Raw genomic sequence first — 14,546 nt, forward strand, 5'->3', positions numbered from 1 at the left:
ACTCAGTTATCCCGTACCAGAATGCTGACGACCGTGGCCGCGGCATCCAGGCCGATGGCACCACCACCGTTATGGGCCAGGCCAATTCGGGCCCCCTGTACCTGCCGAGCCTCGGCACGCCCCTGCAACTGCTCGGTCAGCTCGACGATCTGCGCGCAACCGGTAGCGCCGATCGGGTGGCCTTTGCGCAGCAGGCCGCCGGAGGTGTTGACCGGAATACGCCCGCCCAGACGGGTAGCGCCGGACTCGATCAGCGCCCCGCCCTCACCGCGCGGGCACAGACCGAGGTATTCGTAGGCCTGGATTTCCGAGGGTGCCGAGGCGTCGTGCAACTCCACACAGGACAAATCCTGCGGGCCGAAGCCGGCGCTCTGATAAGCCTGTTCGGCCGCCAAGGCACCGACGCTGTCTTCGGGGTTGTCGAAATCCCAGCCAGACACCAGCGCCGAGGCCGCCACCCGCACCGGATTGCGCAGGCCCAACTGGCGCGCCTTGCGCTCGCTGACCAGGATCACTGCGGCGGCACCGTCACCGAGCGGCGAGCACATCGGCAGGGTCAGGGGGTCGATGATCTGGCGTGCCGCCAACACATGCTGGACACTCAACTCATCACGAAACTGCGCCCGTGGGTTGAGGCTGCCGTGGAAGGAGTTTTTCGCGGTGACCATGGCAAAGTGTTCGACTCGGGTGCCGTACTGTTTCATGTGTTTCTTGGCCATCATCGCGTAGATGTCCATGAACACCGAACGATTGACCCCCGCACCTTCGGCGTCGAACGGCTCCCCCCCGGCCCCGGGCGCCTGCGGCCTCGGCCAGCTTCTTCACCACGTTCAGCGCACCGTCCGGATCTTCGACATCCACCGCACTGGAAAATGCACCCAGGCTGCGCGCCTTGTCCTGGTGAAACAGCTTCTCGTAGCCGCAGGCCAGGACGATGTCGTAGTAACCGGCACTGACCATGGCGCAGGCCTGATGAAATGCAGTCGACGATGACGCGCAAGCATTTTCCACGTTAACCACCGGAATACGGCCAATGCCCATGCCACGCAGCACCACCTGGCCACGGATCATTTCCTGACCGGTAACCACGCCAGCGGCGGCATTGCCCATCCAGGCAGCCTGCAGCTCGCCGGCTTCGATTCCCGCGTCATTGAGGGCCAGCTGGATGGCCTGCCCGGCCAGGCCCTTGAGGGTTTTGTCCAGGTGTTTGCCAAAGGGCAGCATGCCGACGCCGGCAACATATGCATTCATCTTCATTGCGAATTCTCTCCTCAGGCCTTGGCCAGCAGACTGCCGCCCTTGATGGCAAGCATTTCGTTGCAGCCGTCCTCGATCATCGAGGCGCGCGCATCACGCAACAGTTTTTCCACCGGATACTCACGGGTCAGGCCATTGCCGCCATGCATCTGGATGGCCATGGAGGCAACGTCGAAGGCGGTCTGGGTGGCGGTAATCTTGGCGGCGATTGAGCCCTGCAGCGCCGGGGCCGGGGCCACGCTATTGAACAGCACGGCGCGACGGGCCAAGGCACGGGAGGCCTCGACTCGGGCAAACATGTGAAACAGGCGGTAGCGCACGTTCTGGTGCTGGATGATTGGCACCCCGCCCTGCTTGCGCTCATGGGCGTACTGGTGGGCCAACTCGTAGGCGGCACGGGCAACGCCGGTCCACATCAGACCCATCAGGGCGTTGGCATCGGTGAGCACACCCTGCTCGGCCTTGATGTAGTCCTCGGGACCGGCGACCAGGTGGTTCAGTGGCAGGCACACATCGTCGAAGTACAGCTCGCCCTGCGGCAAGGCGCGCTGGCCCATCTTGTCCAGCGGCAGGCCACGGCTAACGCCAGGCGCATCCAGCGGCACCAGCACCACACAGCGCTTGTCTTCACCCGAACCATCGTCGTAGCCGCAGAACAGCATGCACGTCTGGGCGATCGGGCCGTTGGAAACCCAGGCGGACTTTTGCCCCTTGATGACGATTTGCTCGTTCTGGATCTTCGCATAGCAGTTCAACCGGCCATGCCCGACCCCAGGATGACGAGTATGACCGCTGCCGTCGAGCATGTCGGAACCGTGGTCCGGATCGGTGATGCCCCAGCAGCCCAGCGGGCGATCGGCATACAGTTCGAGCAAATCATGGCGCTGCATCTGGTGCATCACCATGCTCGGCACCATGGCCGCGCCAAGCGACACGGCCAGGCCACCGTCGCCCCACGCCAGTTCCTCGAACACTAGGCTCATCAGCCGGGCCTGCTCAACCGGCGGCAACTCGAAAATATCGGTCAGGCTCAAGCCGAGCCTGGTGTACTCCTGATAGACCTGCCACAACGGCGAGTCGGCGGCGACGACCTGCTCGGGCGTCATAGCGTCCAGCTGACGGCCAACCGGGCGCAGTACTTTCTCGGCAAAGCGGCGCACATTCAGTTGAACCGTGCTTTCCAGTTCGCTGAGGTCAGCATCCAGGCCGGTGGGTTCGAGTTCGACACGCAGAGTATGCCCCGTCATTGTTATTCTCCTGATTAGAGGCCGCGTCAGGCGCGGTCTTACACGTTGAGGTCAGGAGCGATACTATTCGGGCACTTGCCCAGGCTTTACCCCCTTTACGGGGGATACGGAATGTAATGGCCATTACCTCTCAAGACCCCCTGATCACGACCAAGCTGACCCCACCCCGACGTGGCCGCGGGGTGCTTGCCAGACCCCGTCTGGAACGACTGATCGACGCCATCAGCCATACCACCCTCAGTGTGCTCAAGGCTCCCCCGGGCTTCGGCAAAACCACCCTGGCTACGGCCTGGGCCGATGCCGCACAAGCACGCGGCGGCAAGGTCGCCTGGCTGACCCTGGACGAAACCGACGACAGCTCGCCACGCCTCTTGTTCTATATGGCTGCGGCCTTTCATCGAGGCTTTGCCGGCACGCTATTTACCGACACGGCGCGCCTCCAGGAGCTGGGCCGGCTACCCGCCGAACACCTGCTCAGCCAATTGCTGCAAGAGATCGAGCAGAGCCAGGTGCCCTGCTACCTGTTTATCGATGACTACCACTGTGTGCCCAGCGAGGTCTTGGAGCAGGCTCTCGGCCCACTGATTCGCTATGCACCCGATAATCTGCACCTGTTGCTGGCCGGACGCTGCGATCCGCCACCCAGCCTCTATCAGTACCTGTATGACGATGCCGTGCTCACTCTGGATGTCGCCCAGTTACGCTTCACCCTGGGGGAAACCTGCGAACTGATCGCCAGCGCTAACCAGGGGCCATTCAGCCCCGCCGACATCCAAGAGCTGCAGCACAGCAGCGAAGGCTGGATTGCCGCACTGCGCGCGCGCTTGCTGATTCTGCAGCAGAATCCTCAGTCCACCAGAATGTCCGGCCAGGGCCTCACCAGCCTGTTCGATGACGTTCTGGCGCGCCTGCCCTGCGCCCTAGCCGAGCAACTGCCGGCACTCTCGGTGGTCGATAAGTTCAGTGCGCCGCTGGTGGAGCAGTTGACCGCTTGTCACGACGGCCAGGGGCTGATTCACGAGCTGGAAAACCGCCAGTTATTCCTCTGCGGGCTGGATGAGTCGGGCACCTGGTTCAGCCTGCATCCACTGTTTCGCGAGCACCTGCGACAGCGCCTACGCCGCATCGACGGCAGCGAACTCCAAGCGCTGCAGCGTGCCGCGCACTGGTTCGCCGAACAGCAACTCTGGGCCAATGCGGTGCAAAGCGCGCTAAATGCCGGCGATGAAGAGCATGCATTGCAGTGGATCGCTCAGTGCGCCATGCCCCTGGTCGAGCAAGGCGACATCCTCCAACTGCTGGACTGGCAGCGCCGTCTCCATGACCACCTGCTGCAATCACCCCCTCAACTCAAGCTAGCGCTGGCCTGGGCGGCGGCGCTGGCCATGCGTGGCAAAGACGCGCACGGCCTGCTCAATGAAGCGCGCCACGATCTGCGTCGAACCGGCGAGCCGAACAGCAGCAACGCGCTGAATTGGGAATGCCAGGCCCTTGAGGCCATGCTGCTGGCCAGGGATGACGAAGCGCAGGCCGGCGGCCAATTGGCGCAACAGTGCCTGCCGCATCTGAGCGCTGCCCCCTGGATCATGCAGGTGCTACGCAATGTACTCAGCTTCAGCCATCTGCAGGCCTGTGACTGGCGAGCGTTCTATAGCATGCCGGCGCTCGCCTACTCCCCTCAAGATCACGAACGCTACCTGTTCGCGCTGATCTACCAGCAATGCCTGCTCGGCATTGGCGAACTCCGGCAAGGCCGCTTAAGTCAGGCGGTGGCGATTTTCGAGGAGGCCATGCGCCAGGCCGCACCGCCCCACAGTCTGTCGGGGGCAAGCCCCGTGCTGCGAGCCTTGCCTGCTGCACTGCTGTCATGCGTGCGCTACCAGCAGGGGCATCTGGACGAAGCACGATTACTCAACCTGGAAAGCTTGGAAATCGCCAAGCTAGTCGGCTTTCTCGATTGCGCGGCAGACGCCCTGATCTGCGCCAGCCGCCTAGCCAGTTGCCAAGGCAACACGCTGGACGCCCGCCGGCTGCTTAGCACCGGCGAAAACCTGGCGCAGAACCGCCACTGGCCACGCCTGCAGATTCTGCTTTTGCTCGAACGCATCCGTTGCGGCCTTACCGAACGACATGACCAGGAAGCACTGGCGTGCTACCACCAACTCGCAGCGCTATGCGAAACGCTGCCCATCGAACGAATTGAGTACCTCGGCCTGGACAGCCTGGCCAGACTTTGGCTGGAGGCAGCTGGCCTGCCCATACAGGCTGACCTGCACCACGCCCTCACAGAAAGTCGCCGAGCCATCGCGCTCAACCTGTGTTTACGGCAGATCGAACTGCAATTCGCAATTGCCTTGGTGGCTTGGCAACGGCAGCAGCCCGAACTGGCTATCGAGCAACTGCTACACGCCGCTACACGCCTCAAGCACAGCGAAGCGCCACGATTATTGCTCGATCACCCCTGCCGAGAACGCTTGAAATCCATGCTCGCCGCTTGCCAGGAGAGCGGTCGTAGCGAACCAGGCCAACGAGTACTGCTGAAAGAGCTTGAACACAGCCTAACCCCTATGGTCGACGGCACCGATGCCCCGCCTGCCAGCAACCTCACCAGTAAGGAGCGGCAGATTATGGAGCTGGTCGCCAGCGGTAAATCCAATAAGGAAATGGCCAAGCTGCTCAACGTAACGCCAGAAACCATCAAGTCGCACATGAAGAGCATTTTTCAGAAGCTTGAAGTCGATAGCCGAGCCCAGGCTGCGGTCAAAGCTAAAGCCATCGGCCTGGTAGTCAATGCCTGCTGACAGGCAGGCCTATGTGATACCTCGAGTGGTTTTTACCCGGGAGACTCAGGGTTATCAGCGGTAAATTAGATGTATGCTCGCGCTTTCTATCCAGCGCGGCTTCACAGGTGACGATTGATACGCATATGAGCAACTGGGACGATCTGCAACACCTTGGGCGACAACTGGCCACGGCCGTGCTGGGTCAGGACGAACTGATCGAGGGCATTCTGCTGGGCCTGCTGGCCGATGGACACCTGCTGGTCGAGGGGCTCCCGGGGCTGGCCAAAACCCGCGCAATCAAGAGCCTCAGCCACTATCTCGACGCCAGCTTCTCGCGCCTGCAATTCACTCCGGATCTACTGCCCTCGGATATCACCGGTGCCGAGCAGTACTACGGCGAGCTGGGCCATGGCGGCCTGCGTTTTCGCCAGAGCCCCATCTTCGCCAACCTGGTGCTGGCGGACGAGATCAACCGGGCACCGGCCAAAGTACAGGCGGCGCTGCTTGAAGCCATGGAAGAGCGCCAAGTAACAGTGGCCGGCGAACGCCACCCGCTGCCCGAAGTGTTCCTGGTGATGGCCACACAAAACCCGATTGAACACGAAGGCACCTACACACTGCCGGAAGCTCAGCTGGATCGCTTCCTCCTGCACCTCAAAGTGGATTACCCGGACGCCGCCGCCGAACAGGCGATGCTGCGCCTGGTTCGCGAGGAGCGTTACCGCGCCAAGAGCGACCGTACAGAGCCGGCAAAACTGGCCAAGTCGGTCTTACTGGAGGCGCGCCAGGAAATCGGTCAAATCCATGTAAGCGACAGCATTGAGCGCTACATTCTCGATCTGGTGCGCGCCACGCGCCACCCCGAACGCTACGACGCAGCGCTCGCCCGGCAGATCGAATGGGGCATCAGCCCCCGGGGCAGTCTGGGCCTTGAACAAGTGGCCCGGGCCAAGGCCTGGTTGCGCGGTGGCGACTTTGTCACGCCGGACGATGTCCGCGCGGTGGCCCTGCGCGTGCTGCGTCACCGCCTTGGCTTGAGCTATGAAGCGCAGGCTAAGGGGGTCAATGCCGACGACATCCTGAACCGCCTGTTGCAACTCGTGGCAGTGGCCTGACGCCCTATGTCGACGCAGCCAGTGCGCACGGGCAGCCATGGGGCCTATGTCGAGCTGTCACAGCTGGCCAGTTTGCGTTTGGCGGCAGACGGCCTGGCCCTGCTGCCACGGCAACCGGCCCGCAGCGTGCTCGCCGGGCGTCACCACGCGCACCTGCGCGGTCGTGGCCTGTCCTTTGAGGAGCTGCGCCCTTATTGGCCCGGCGACGATGCCCGGCTGATCGACTGGAAAGTCACCGCGCGCTTGCGCAAGCCCTTTGTCCGCCTGTTCGCCGAGGAGCGCGACCGCCCGCTCCTACTGTTGGTCGATCAGCGCATGAACCAGTTCTTCGGCAGCCAGCGCGCCTTCAAGTCGGTGGTGGCCGCCGAACTGGCGGCCTTGGCGGGCTGGACCTGGCAAATCGCCCGTAAAGGACAACTCGCGTATGACCACCTTCGACAGCACCAAGTTACCGCTGAAAGACATTCTTAGGGACGTAGTAGACGGCAAGATTCAGCTACCCGACTTTCAACGCGGCTGGGTGTGGGATGACGAGCATGTACGTAGCCTGCTCGTCAGCTTGGGTCGCTCTTTCCCGGTAGGCGCGGTGATGCTCTTGGAGACAGGTGGCCCGGTCAGGTTTCAGGTACGCCCGGTGGAGAACGTACCCAAGGACAAGCTAGCGGCACCCGAGCGCTTGATTCTCGATGGCCAACAACGACTGACCACGCTTACTCAGGTGCTAAAGCTTTCTGGCCCGGTGCAAACCCGCACCGAGAAGGGAAAGCCCATCGAGCGCTATTATTACATTCACATTCCGACCGCCCTTGCCGGCACAGACCGCCTTGACGATGCCATCATCGCGGTGGACGCGAGCCGTCAGCAGCGCAGCGATTTTGGCCGTAAGGTCGATCTGGACTTGTCGACGCGCGAACTTGAATGCCAGCAGCTTTACTTTCCCTGCAGTGAAATTTTCGAAGCCATGAACTGGCTGCAAGACCTCTATAAATTCAACCCAGACGGGGTACAGGAGTTTTTCAATTTCAAGGCGGCAGTACTCGACGCCTATAACGAATATCAGATCCCGCTGATCGTACTGAAAAAGGAAACCAGTAAAGAAGCGGTCTGCCTCGTCTTTGAAAAAGTCAATACAGGTGGTGTACCGCTGTCCGTATTCGAGCTGATCACTGCCAGCTATGCCGCTGATGGCTATAACCTGCGCGACGATTGGTTTGGCAGCGAAGAACGACAGGTCATCTCGCGACAGCAAAAGCTGGCGAAGGAACCACTGCTGTCTGCGGTGGAAAGCACTGACTTTTTACAGACAATCACCCTTCTGCATACCTTGGAAAAACGTCGCGCAGACCTGGCTGAGGGTAAGAGCGGCAAGGCCGTTTCACCCGTCAGCGCGAAGCGCGCGTCTGTCCTTGAACTGCCGCTTACTGCCTATCTGGAATGGGCTAAACCGGTAGAGCAAGGGTTTATTCGAGCTGCAAAATTCCTGCGCCAGGAATGCCTCACAGCGGTAAGGGATCTGCCCTATAGAACTCAACTCCCGCCACTCGCAGCTGTGATGGCGATGATTGGCGATAACGAGCGCTGGCGTGAACCGCGTATCTATCAAAAGCTTGCGCGCTGGTATTGGTGCGGCGTTCTTGGCGAGCTTTATGGCGGTGCCGTTGAAACCCGTATCGCCAATGATGTGGAAGAGCTGCTGAATTGGATTGAAGCTGATGCTGAGCCGCCGCGCACCATCAGTGATGCGACGTTCCAGATAGACCGCCTTGCATCGCTCAGCTCGCGCCTCAGCGCCGCTTACAAAGGTATCAACGTTCTTGTGCTACGCGAGGGCGCAAAGGATTTCTTCTGGAAGGCAAATATCCGTGACCTAGAAGCAGATGAAGTCGCCCTGGATATTCACCATATTTTCCCGCGTGACTGGTGCGAAAAGCAGGGCATTGCCTCGCGTCTTTATGACTCGATCATCAACAAGACACCTATTTCCTACAAAGCCAATCGCATGATTGGCGGAACAGCGCCATCCCAGTATCTGGGCAAGCTTCAAGCCCACGAACAGGTTCAGCTGGACGACATAGAAATGAATGCGCTCCTGGCGAGTCATTGCATTCCCGTTGAGGCGCTACGCGCTGATGACTTCGCGGCCTTTTACGAACTCAGGCAGAAAGAGCTGTTACTGCTGATCGAAAAGACCATGGGCAAACAGAGTGCTGCTGAATAGGTTGACCTTACGTCCAGGATTGTGAAGCGAGCACGTGCAAACTTACGATCCGCGAACTGACTTAGATAAGGGTAAGACAATATGCTGCCTGAACACCCACCGTTGATTGCCGGGCTGCCAAAGCTACCCGAGCTCGGCGATATTGAGACTCGCGCAGTTCTCAAACGTTTGGCCTCCGCGCACAAAGCATTGGCAGAGCTCAAAGGGGTAGCCGGCAGCATTCCCAACCAAAGCATCTTGATCAACACGCTCTCACTGCAAGAGGCAAAAGACAGCTCGGCTATCGAGAACATCATCACGACACATGATGACCTCTACCAGAGCGATAGTTTCAACCGTCAGTTCGTCAGCCTCGCAGCCAAGGAGGTGCACAACTATGCGGTCGCACTTCGCAATGGCTTCGAGCAGGTACGTCGCACTGAATTGCTCACCACGCGCGATATTCTGGATATCCAGGCTCGCATTGAGGAAAACGATGCCGGCTTTCGCAAGCTGCCGGGCACGGCCCTGAAGAACGAGCAAACAGGCGAGATCGTCTACATGCCACCCCAGCATCCCGACGAAATACTGGCCCTGATGGATAACCTGGAAGAGTTCATCAACGCCGATGGGCTTTGCGATTGGGACGACCTGACGAAGATGGCCGTCATTCACCACCAGTTTGAGAGCATCCACCCTTTCTACGACGGCAACGGCCGTACCGGCCGTATCATCAACATCCTCTACCTGGTGAAGCAGGGGCTGCTTGGCCTGCCAGTGCTTTATCTTTCCCGTTATATCAACCAGAACAAGGCGGATTATTACCACCTACTGCAGGTCGTTCGTACCGATAACGCCTGGGAGAGCTGGCTACTGTTTATGCTGGAGGCTGTCGAGCAGACGTCCTATCAGACCATCACGCTGATCCAAGCCATCAAAGCACTGATGCAGCGTTACAAGCACAAGATGCGCAGCGAACTGCCCAAGATCTATAGCCAGGATCTGATCAACAATCTGTTCGGCCACCCCTATACGAAAATCGACTTCGTCATGCGTGAATTGCAGGTAACCCGCAAAACCGCAGCTAAATACCTGGATGAACTCGTCGCGGCCGGACTGCTTACCAAGCACAAGGTAGGCAAAGAGAATTTCTACCTCAACGACGAGTTGTATGCACTGTTGAGCAACGTGAATAATCTGCCGCCTGCGGTACGTGGGTAAATTTCCCAGTTTTTTACCCACGTTCTTACGGTTGTGAGTAAAAAATCAAATTCCTTACCCGTGACATACTGGCGTGACTAGCCGCACGGGTTGCCGTTCTCTGACCATGGACAGTGGACGTACCGCTTCCTGTCTGGGCGAGATCCAAATCAGATAAAGGTCAAACCCACTGCGGATTTTCGCCACGCGAAAATTCATGACCATTAAGTCACACCCTCATTTTCGCGACGCGAAAATCTGGACTAGCGAGGAATACCGCCATGAGCAGCGAGCTGCTGACACCCTATGACCCTGCCAAATACCTGACCGATGATGAGGATATAGAGGTGTTTCTGGCCGAAGCGGAAGGAACCGGCGATACCGACTATATCGCGCGCGCACGGCAAGTGGCTGAGCGAGCCAAGGCGATGAATCAGGCGAAAAGCCAAGCCTGCAGCGACACCGACTATGCCGACCTCAGCAAAAATCAACGCGGCGTCTGAAAGCCTGAAAGGAGTGAGCCGAATAGCCGGAATATTCGGCTCACGCAATGAGCCGATTGTCGCTATTGAATACGTTCGTCCGTTTACACTGATTTTCGGTACTATCCGGTTAACTCAGGATTACCAAGGACAGGAAATGGACTTCTCCCCCATCATCGCTCAGGTCTGGGGCATGCTGGCCTGGTTTATCCCAGCTGCACTGCTGATCGGCCTGCTCAAGTCGCCCTGGGCCAAGGGCCATATTGGCGAACTCTTGGTGCGGCTGTTTGCCCATTGGCAGCTGGATAAGCAGACCTATCGCCGCCTGCACAACGTCACCCTGAACACGCCTGACGGCACCACGCAGATCGACCACGTATTCCTCTCGCCCTATGGCATCTTCGTGCTGGAAACGAAGAACATGAGCGGCTGGATCTTTGGCAGCGAGAAGCAGCCACTGTGGACGCAGAAGCTCTACAAACGCACGTTCAAATTCCAGAACCCGCTGCGGCAGAACTACAAGCACCTCAAAGCACTTGAAACCACCCTTGGCGTAAACCCGGAGCGCCTGCACTCGGTCATCACCTTCGTCGGCGGCAGCACCTTCAAAACCGAAGTGCCAGCCAACGTGACCCAGGGCATCGGCTTTATCCGCTATATCCAGTCATTCCGGCAGCCGGTATTTAGCGCGGCTGAAGTCGACGCCATGCTGCACGCCCTGCAAACCGGTCGCCGCGCGCCGACCCTCGCCACCCACCGCGAGCATGTGCAAAACCTTAAGCGCCGGAGCGATCCGACAGCCGAACGGCAATGCCCAAAATGCGGCAGCGCGCTGCTGATACGCACCGTGAAATCAGGGGCTAAAGCTGGGCAGCAGTTTTGGGGATGTTCAGAGTTTCCCAAGTGCCGAACGATACAGAGTATTTGAACCGCAGAGGAGACCAAGAAATCATGGTCCGCCCTCTAATACGTACTAATGCGCTACCACCATGCAAACACCGAGCTGCTTACAGAAAAGCGTAAATAACAATAGGCCGCACAAGGCGAGACAAGGAGATTTAAATGGCTGGCGGTGAAGTATCGGCAATTGCCGAAATGGCAAACATCGTTTCATCTGAAATATTCAACTGGTTCAAGTGGACTAGATTTCCACTCATGGATCAGAATTTCAAATGCCTTAAAACTGATAAGCACGCACCGCCCAAGAAACAAAAGGAACAGTCACTAGACTCCGCTCCAGCGACTACAGAAGCATCAGAGCAAGAGCGCCTGCACAAACACCCTGTAGACGTAGTCTTCAGCTATATTGATCCGTACACCGCACAACGGGTCATGCTAAATACAGACCTAAAAAGCTATAAAAGCGGTTCTATATCTAAAACAATGATTAGATCCGCTCTGAAATCCCTTGCCGTTACGATTGACTGTGCCCGTTCAAGCCCAGAATGGAAAGGAAAGTACAATCACGTCGAAGACAGCGAAGTGCGCGGACTACTCTTTGTATACAACCATGACGGAGAGTACGACAAAAAATTCTATGACGTATTCAAAAGCGAGAAAGTAGATGGCTCAGACAAAGGCCAGGGTAAAATAGACCTCAGCAACTTCCCCGTATGCAAAGGACAGCAAATACACATTATTGAACCAAGAACAATAAACTACCTACTAACCATAAAAAACGACAGCGCAAATCTCCATACTGAAGGCACGTTCCCAGAGAGCGAGTACTTTTTCCATTACCCAGAACTCACCCTACATAAAACAAAACTCCCCAAAGAAGCTCGACCCGCAACGATTGAGCTTCTATCTGCACCGTATATGATAATTGAGCACAACGCGGTGAAGAAGTGGAACGAAAAAACCGAGAGACCCGAAGAGCGATTCGGCGCCGGCTTCATTGTCTACTACAACAGAAGCGGCAGCACAGTAAAAGAATTTATATACCTACTAGACACTCTCTCCAACTTACAAATACTAGACCGAGACTGCTCACTGCGGTTAAGAATTGCATGCGATGCGCCATCACCAGAACTTAGAAGTAATTTTGAAGCCGCCAAAACCTCCTATGCAGGGGACTGGGGTTTTGATGAATATAAGAAACAAAAGCTTGAGAGAATAGATTTAAAGGTTATAGAGATAGTCCAAAAGAAATTTTCTGAAACCGAAATCGGCTGGAGGGATGAGCGATGAAAATGGGACACCTTTATAGCGTCAGCGACAAAGCCCTTTTCGACGCCCTCAACAACTCCAAGCTGACCAATCAAGAGATAATAGATATCTTCTTTTCTAGAGGAATCCTGATTTCCAAAGAAACGAAACGAAAAGACCTAGCCCTTTACTTCTCTAGGCTTACGCACGGGTATCACGACTTTGAATTCTTATCAGAAATACTAGGCTCTTATTCCAGAAAAGAAAAATCAACCTCCTGCGATATACCAAGCACAGTAAAAAAAGAAGATGTAGTCCAAGCTGCCCACGAGCTTTGCAAAAAGATCAATAGTGAAGGCAATACAGCAGACACCAACATCCTGCCTAATGGTGACATAGAAGTAGTAGTAAAATATCAAAAGCTAAATCTTGACAAAAGCGAACTACGGCAGACCGTAAACAAAGAAGCAACACTTATTATTGAGCCAAACAAAACAGGCTTCACACTAAGAACCCCTCTAAACGAGGACGTAAACGTATGGAAAGAAGAGCTTCTTCAGAAAATACAAGAAGAAACAGATGGGGAAATTGAGTTCACTGAAATATCACTTGAGCACATCAGCGACCATAAACTCAGAACAGAATTCTTCACTGAACTGATCAAAAAAATTGGAAGCTACGACCTGGTCGATGTGACAGATGCTTATGTTTACCACCCTAAGGAAAGTCCCCCAGCGGACCCAGATTTTGACAGCGACGATGATGACGATGAAGAAGTAGATTTTGGCGTCCACATATCGAAAGCCTCGCTCAAAGGCGAGGGAGTATTGCAGTCCGAAGAGCTTCATAGCCTGTACGCCAAAGGATTTTACATCTGGAAAATTATCTGGCGCTGCAAAGAGCCAGCGGTCGGCAGCGATCAAATAGAACTTGAGGCACAATTTGCAGAGCCCGAGTCCTGCACAGAATTCTCATACATAGCCAAAGGCTTCTATAAATATAAGAACCAGGGAATCTACAGCAAGAACAGAACACCTCTTAGCTACTCCGCTGAAAAAGACCTACTCCAAAAGCTCGAAAATAAAGCCCGCGAAACAATTAGGGCGATTTCACAAAAGGCAACGGAGAAAGAAAATGAAGAAGATTAAAATCCTCAAGATATTTCTACCAAACAGCCTGGAAGAAACGTACTCAAAGATATTAAACAATCCATTTAAAATTGGAGCGCCAAACGGCTTTGAACCGATAAAATTTTCAGAGTCCTATGCATGCGCAAAATTTATAGAAGAAGTTATCTCAAAAGAACTAATAATCGACCCCTTCGGCAACACTGAAGAAGTCACATCCAAAAGATACATAATAAACGAATTCACAATAAGCAGAATCCGCAACGATCACATACTGATCTTAGAAAACCCCTCACGCTCCGTTAGGGAGCTAATAAGGAAATTATCAGAAATATTAGGAACGAGCTTCTACGCCTCAGCAATACAGATTGATATACATGCACTAAGCGAATTCCTGTCGAACAACCGTGACTCAATTCACTTGAAAAACACTAGAGCCTTACTTTCCGGCGTAAATTTGGACGAGGGTAGCTCTGCAACTATAGAAATAACGAGTCTAAAAGATGCAATACATGATGCAAGATATCACTTCAAAGGCAAAACTTTCAAAATAGAAAGAGCCCGATTTACCGCATCAAGCGGTACAAAGAAGTCTACAATTGAGGTTCGTTCAACCGGGCTAATATCCGTGCATGGACCCGATGAAAAAAGTCTTGTTGAGCTCATAAACATGTTCATAGCCGAAGGGCTGTCTTAGCCCCTCGCTAAAAGTAGTCAGCCTATGAGAAGTCCCCACAAAATATCTGTGCGCATCAATTGCATAGATTGAAAGGGTCAGCATGTACGGGACTGTTTGGTAGCCGCCAAACACACCAACTCCAAGACTTATGCAGGCCGTACGATTTCTACACAACGCATTTCCTATGCCCTCTCTAGGTATAGAGAACAGTACACTGGCGGTACAGTGCCCAGCTTTTACAGATTTCTCTCAATTACGCTTAACCTGCTCTACGACGCTGCTTTCAGCTAACTGTACCTGCGCTAAGCTAC

General features: G+C 55.7%; 13 protein-coding genes. 10 read left to right on the forward strand and 3 right to left on the reverse strand.

The features are described from left to right. Positions 1-2 precede the first annotated feature (2 nt). Genes F753_RS50055 through F753_RS40580 form a run of 3 tightly spaced genes read right to left on the reverse strand, consistent with a single transcriptional unit; the run spans position 3 to position 2,504 of the window. Positions 3-668 carry a thiolase C-terminal domain-containing protein gene (locus tag F753_RS50055; protein WP_245218668.1) on the reverse strand — a complete coding sequence of 222 codons (666 nt, stop codon included), beginning with the start codon at positions 666-668 and terminating at the stop codon, positions 3-5. Next, positions 610-1,257 carry a thiolase family protein gene (locus F753_RS50060; RefSeq protein WP_023445990.1) on the reverse strand — a complete coding sequence of 216 codons (648 nt, stop codon included), beginning with the start codon at positions 1,255-1,257 and terminating at the stop codon, positions 610-612. Before F753_RS50060 ends, F753_RS50055 begins: the two co-directional genes overlap by 59 nt. Positions 1,258-1,271: 14 nt before the next feature. After that, the gene (locus F753_RS40580) at positions 1,272-2,504 is read right to left on the reverse strand and encodes an acyl-CoA dehydrogenase family protein (RefSeq protein ID WP_023445991.1); all 1,233 of its coding nucleotides are present in this window, start codon (positions 2,502-2,504) and stop codon (positions 1,272-1,274) included. A gap of 116 nt (positions 2,505-2,620) precedes the next feature. Here F753_RS40580 and F753_RS40585 point away from each other — a divergent pair, with 116 nt between their 5' ends. The 10 genes from F753_RS40585 (at position 2,621) to F753_RS49605 (ending at position 14,253) form a co-directional block, all read left to right on the forward strand. After that, positions 2,621-5,305: a winged helix-turn-helix domain-containing protein gene (locus F753_RS40585; RefSeq protein WP_023445992.1), complete on the forward strand. Its 2,685-nt coding sequence runs from the start codon at positions 2,621-2,623 to the stop codon at positions 5,303-5,305. 125 nt (positions 5,306-5,430) lie between these two features. After that, positions 5,431-6,402: an AAA family ATPase gene (locus tag F753_RS40590; RefSeq protein WP_023445993.1), complete on the forward strand. Its 972-nt coding sequence runs from the start codon at positions 5,431-5,433 to the stop codon at positions 6,400-6,402. A 6-nt stretch (positions 6,403-6,408) separates the two neighbouring features. Beyond that, on the forward strand, positions 6,409-6,873 hold the full coding sequence (locus tag F753_RS40595) for a DUF58 domain-containing protein (RefSeq protein WP_023445994.1): 465 nt from the start codon (positions 6,409-6,411) through the stop codon (positions 6,871-6,873). Then, positions 6,827-8,620 carry a GmrSD restriction endonuclease domain-containing protein gene (locus F753_RS40600; RefSeq protein ID WP_023445995.1) on the forward strand — a complete coding sequence of 598 codons (1,794 nt, stop codon included), beginning with the start codon at positions 6,827-6,829 and terminating at the stop codon, positions 8,618-8,620. The genes F753_RS40595 and F753_RS40600 overlap by 47 nt, the downstream gene beginning before the upstream one ends. Positions 8,621-8,701: 81 nt before the next feature. Continuing rightward, on the forward strand, positions 8,702-9,820 hold the full coding sequence (locus F753_RS40605) for a Fic family protein (protein ID WP_031298028.1): 1,119 nt from the start codon (positions 8,702-8,704) through the stop codon (positions 9,818-9,820). Between the two features lie 260 nt (positions 9,821-10,080). Next, positions 10,081-10,302: a helix-turn-helix domain-containing protein gene (locus F753_RS40610; protein WP_023445997.1), complete on the forward strand. Its 222-nt coding sequence runs from the start codon at positions 10,081-10,083 to the stop codon at positions 10,300-10,302. 136 nt (positions 10,303-10,438) lie between these two features. Further along, positions 10,439-11,209 (forward strand): nuclease-related domain-containing protein, encoded by a 771-nt coding sequence (locus F753_RS40615; protein ID WP_023445998.1) that lies wholly within the window; start codon positions 10,439-10,441, stop codon positions 11,207-11,209. Positions 11,210-11,343: 134 nt separating this feature from the next. Continuing rightward, complete coding sequence (locus tag F753_RS40620) at positions 11,344-12,471, forward strand: PD-(D/E)XK nuclease domain-containing protein (RefSeq protein ID WP_023445999.1); 1,128 nt, start codon at positions 11,344-11,346, stop codon at positions 12,469-12,471. Next, entirely contained in the window at positions 12,468-13,577 is a 1,110-nt protein-coding gene (locus F753_RS40625) for a hypothetical protein (protein WP_023446000.1), read from the forward strand. Before F753_RS40620 ends, F753_RS40625 begins: the two co-directional genes overlap by 4 nt. After that, a complete protein-coding gene (locus F753_RS49605) occupies positions 13,564-14,253 on the forward strand; it encodes a hypothetical protein (protein ID WP_156924049.1) in 690 nt (229 codons plus the stop codon). The genes F753_RS40625 and F753_RS49605 overlap by 14 nt, the downstream gene beginning before the upstream one ends. Positions 14,254-14,546: the final 293 nt, after the last annotated feature.

Source organism: Stutzerimonas chloritidismutans AW-1, assembly GCF_000495915.1.
GTDB lineage: Bacteria > Pseudomonadota > Gammaproteobacteria > Pseudomonadales > Pseudomonadaceae > Stutzerimonas > Stutzerimonas chloritidismutans.

Coding starts and splice junctions, on each gene's coding strand:
- F753_RS50055 (WP_245218668.1), bottom strand. CDS start 668: ATGGTCACCGCGAAAAACTCCTTCCACGGCAGCCTCAACCCACGGGCG.
- F753_RS50060 (WP_023445990.1), bottom strand. CDS start 1,257: ATGAAGATGAATGCATATGTTGCCGGCGTCGGCATGCTGCCCTTTGGC.
- F753_RS40580 (WP_023445991.1), bottom strand. CDS start 2,504: ATGACGGGGCATACTCTGCGTGTCGAACTCGAACCCACCGGCCTGGAT.
- F753_RS40585 (WP_023445992.1), top strand. CDS start 2,621: ATGGCCATTACCTCTCAAGACCCCCTGATCACGACCAAGCTGACCCCA.
- F753_RS40590 (WP_023445993.1), top strand. CDS start 5,431: ATGAGCAACTGGGACGATCTGCAACACCTTGGGCGACAACTGGCCACG.
- F753_RS40595 (WP_023445994.1), top strand. CDS start 6,409: ATGTCGACGCAGCCAGTGCGCACGGGCAGCCATGGGGCCTATGTCGAG.
- F753_RS40600 (WP_023445995.1), top strand. CDS start 6,827: ATGACCACCTTCGACAGCACCAAGTTACCGCTGAAAGACATTCTTAGG.
- F753_RS40605 (WP_031298028.1), top strand. CDS start 8,702: ATGCTGCCTGAACACCCACCGTTGATTGCCGGGCTGCCAAAGCTACCC.
- F753_RS40610 (WP_023445997.1), top strand. CDS start 10,081: ATGAGCAGCGAGCTGCTGACACCCTATGACCCTGCCAAATACCTGACC.
- F753_RS40615 (WP_023445998.1), top strand. CDS start 10,439: ATGGACTTCTCCCCCATCATCGCTCAGGTCTGGGGCATGCTGGCCTGG.
- F753_RS40620 (WP_023445999.1), top strand. CDS start 11,344: ATGGCTGGCGGTGAAGTATCGGCAATTGCCGAAATGGCAAACATCGTT.
- F753_RS40625 (WP_023446000.1), top strand. CDS start 12,468: ATGAAAATGGGACACCTTTATAGCGTCAGCGACAAAGCCCTTTTCGAC.
- F753_RS49605 (WP_156924049.1), top strand. CDS start 13,564: ATGAAGAAGATTAAAATCCTCAAGATATTTCTACCAAACAGCCTGGAA.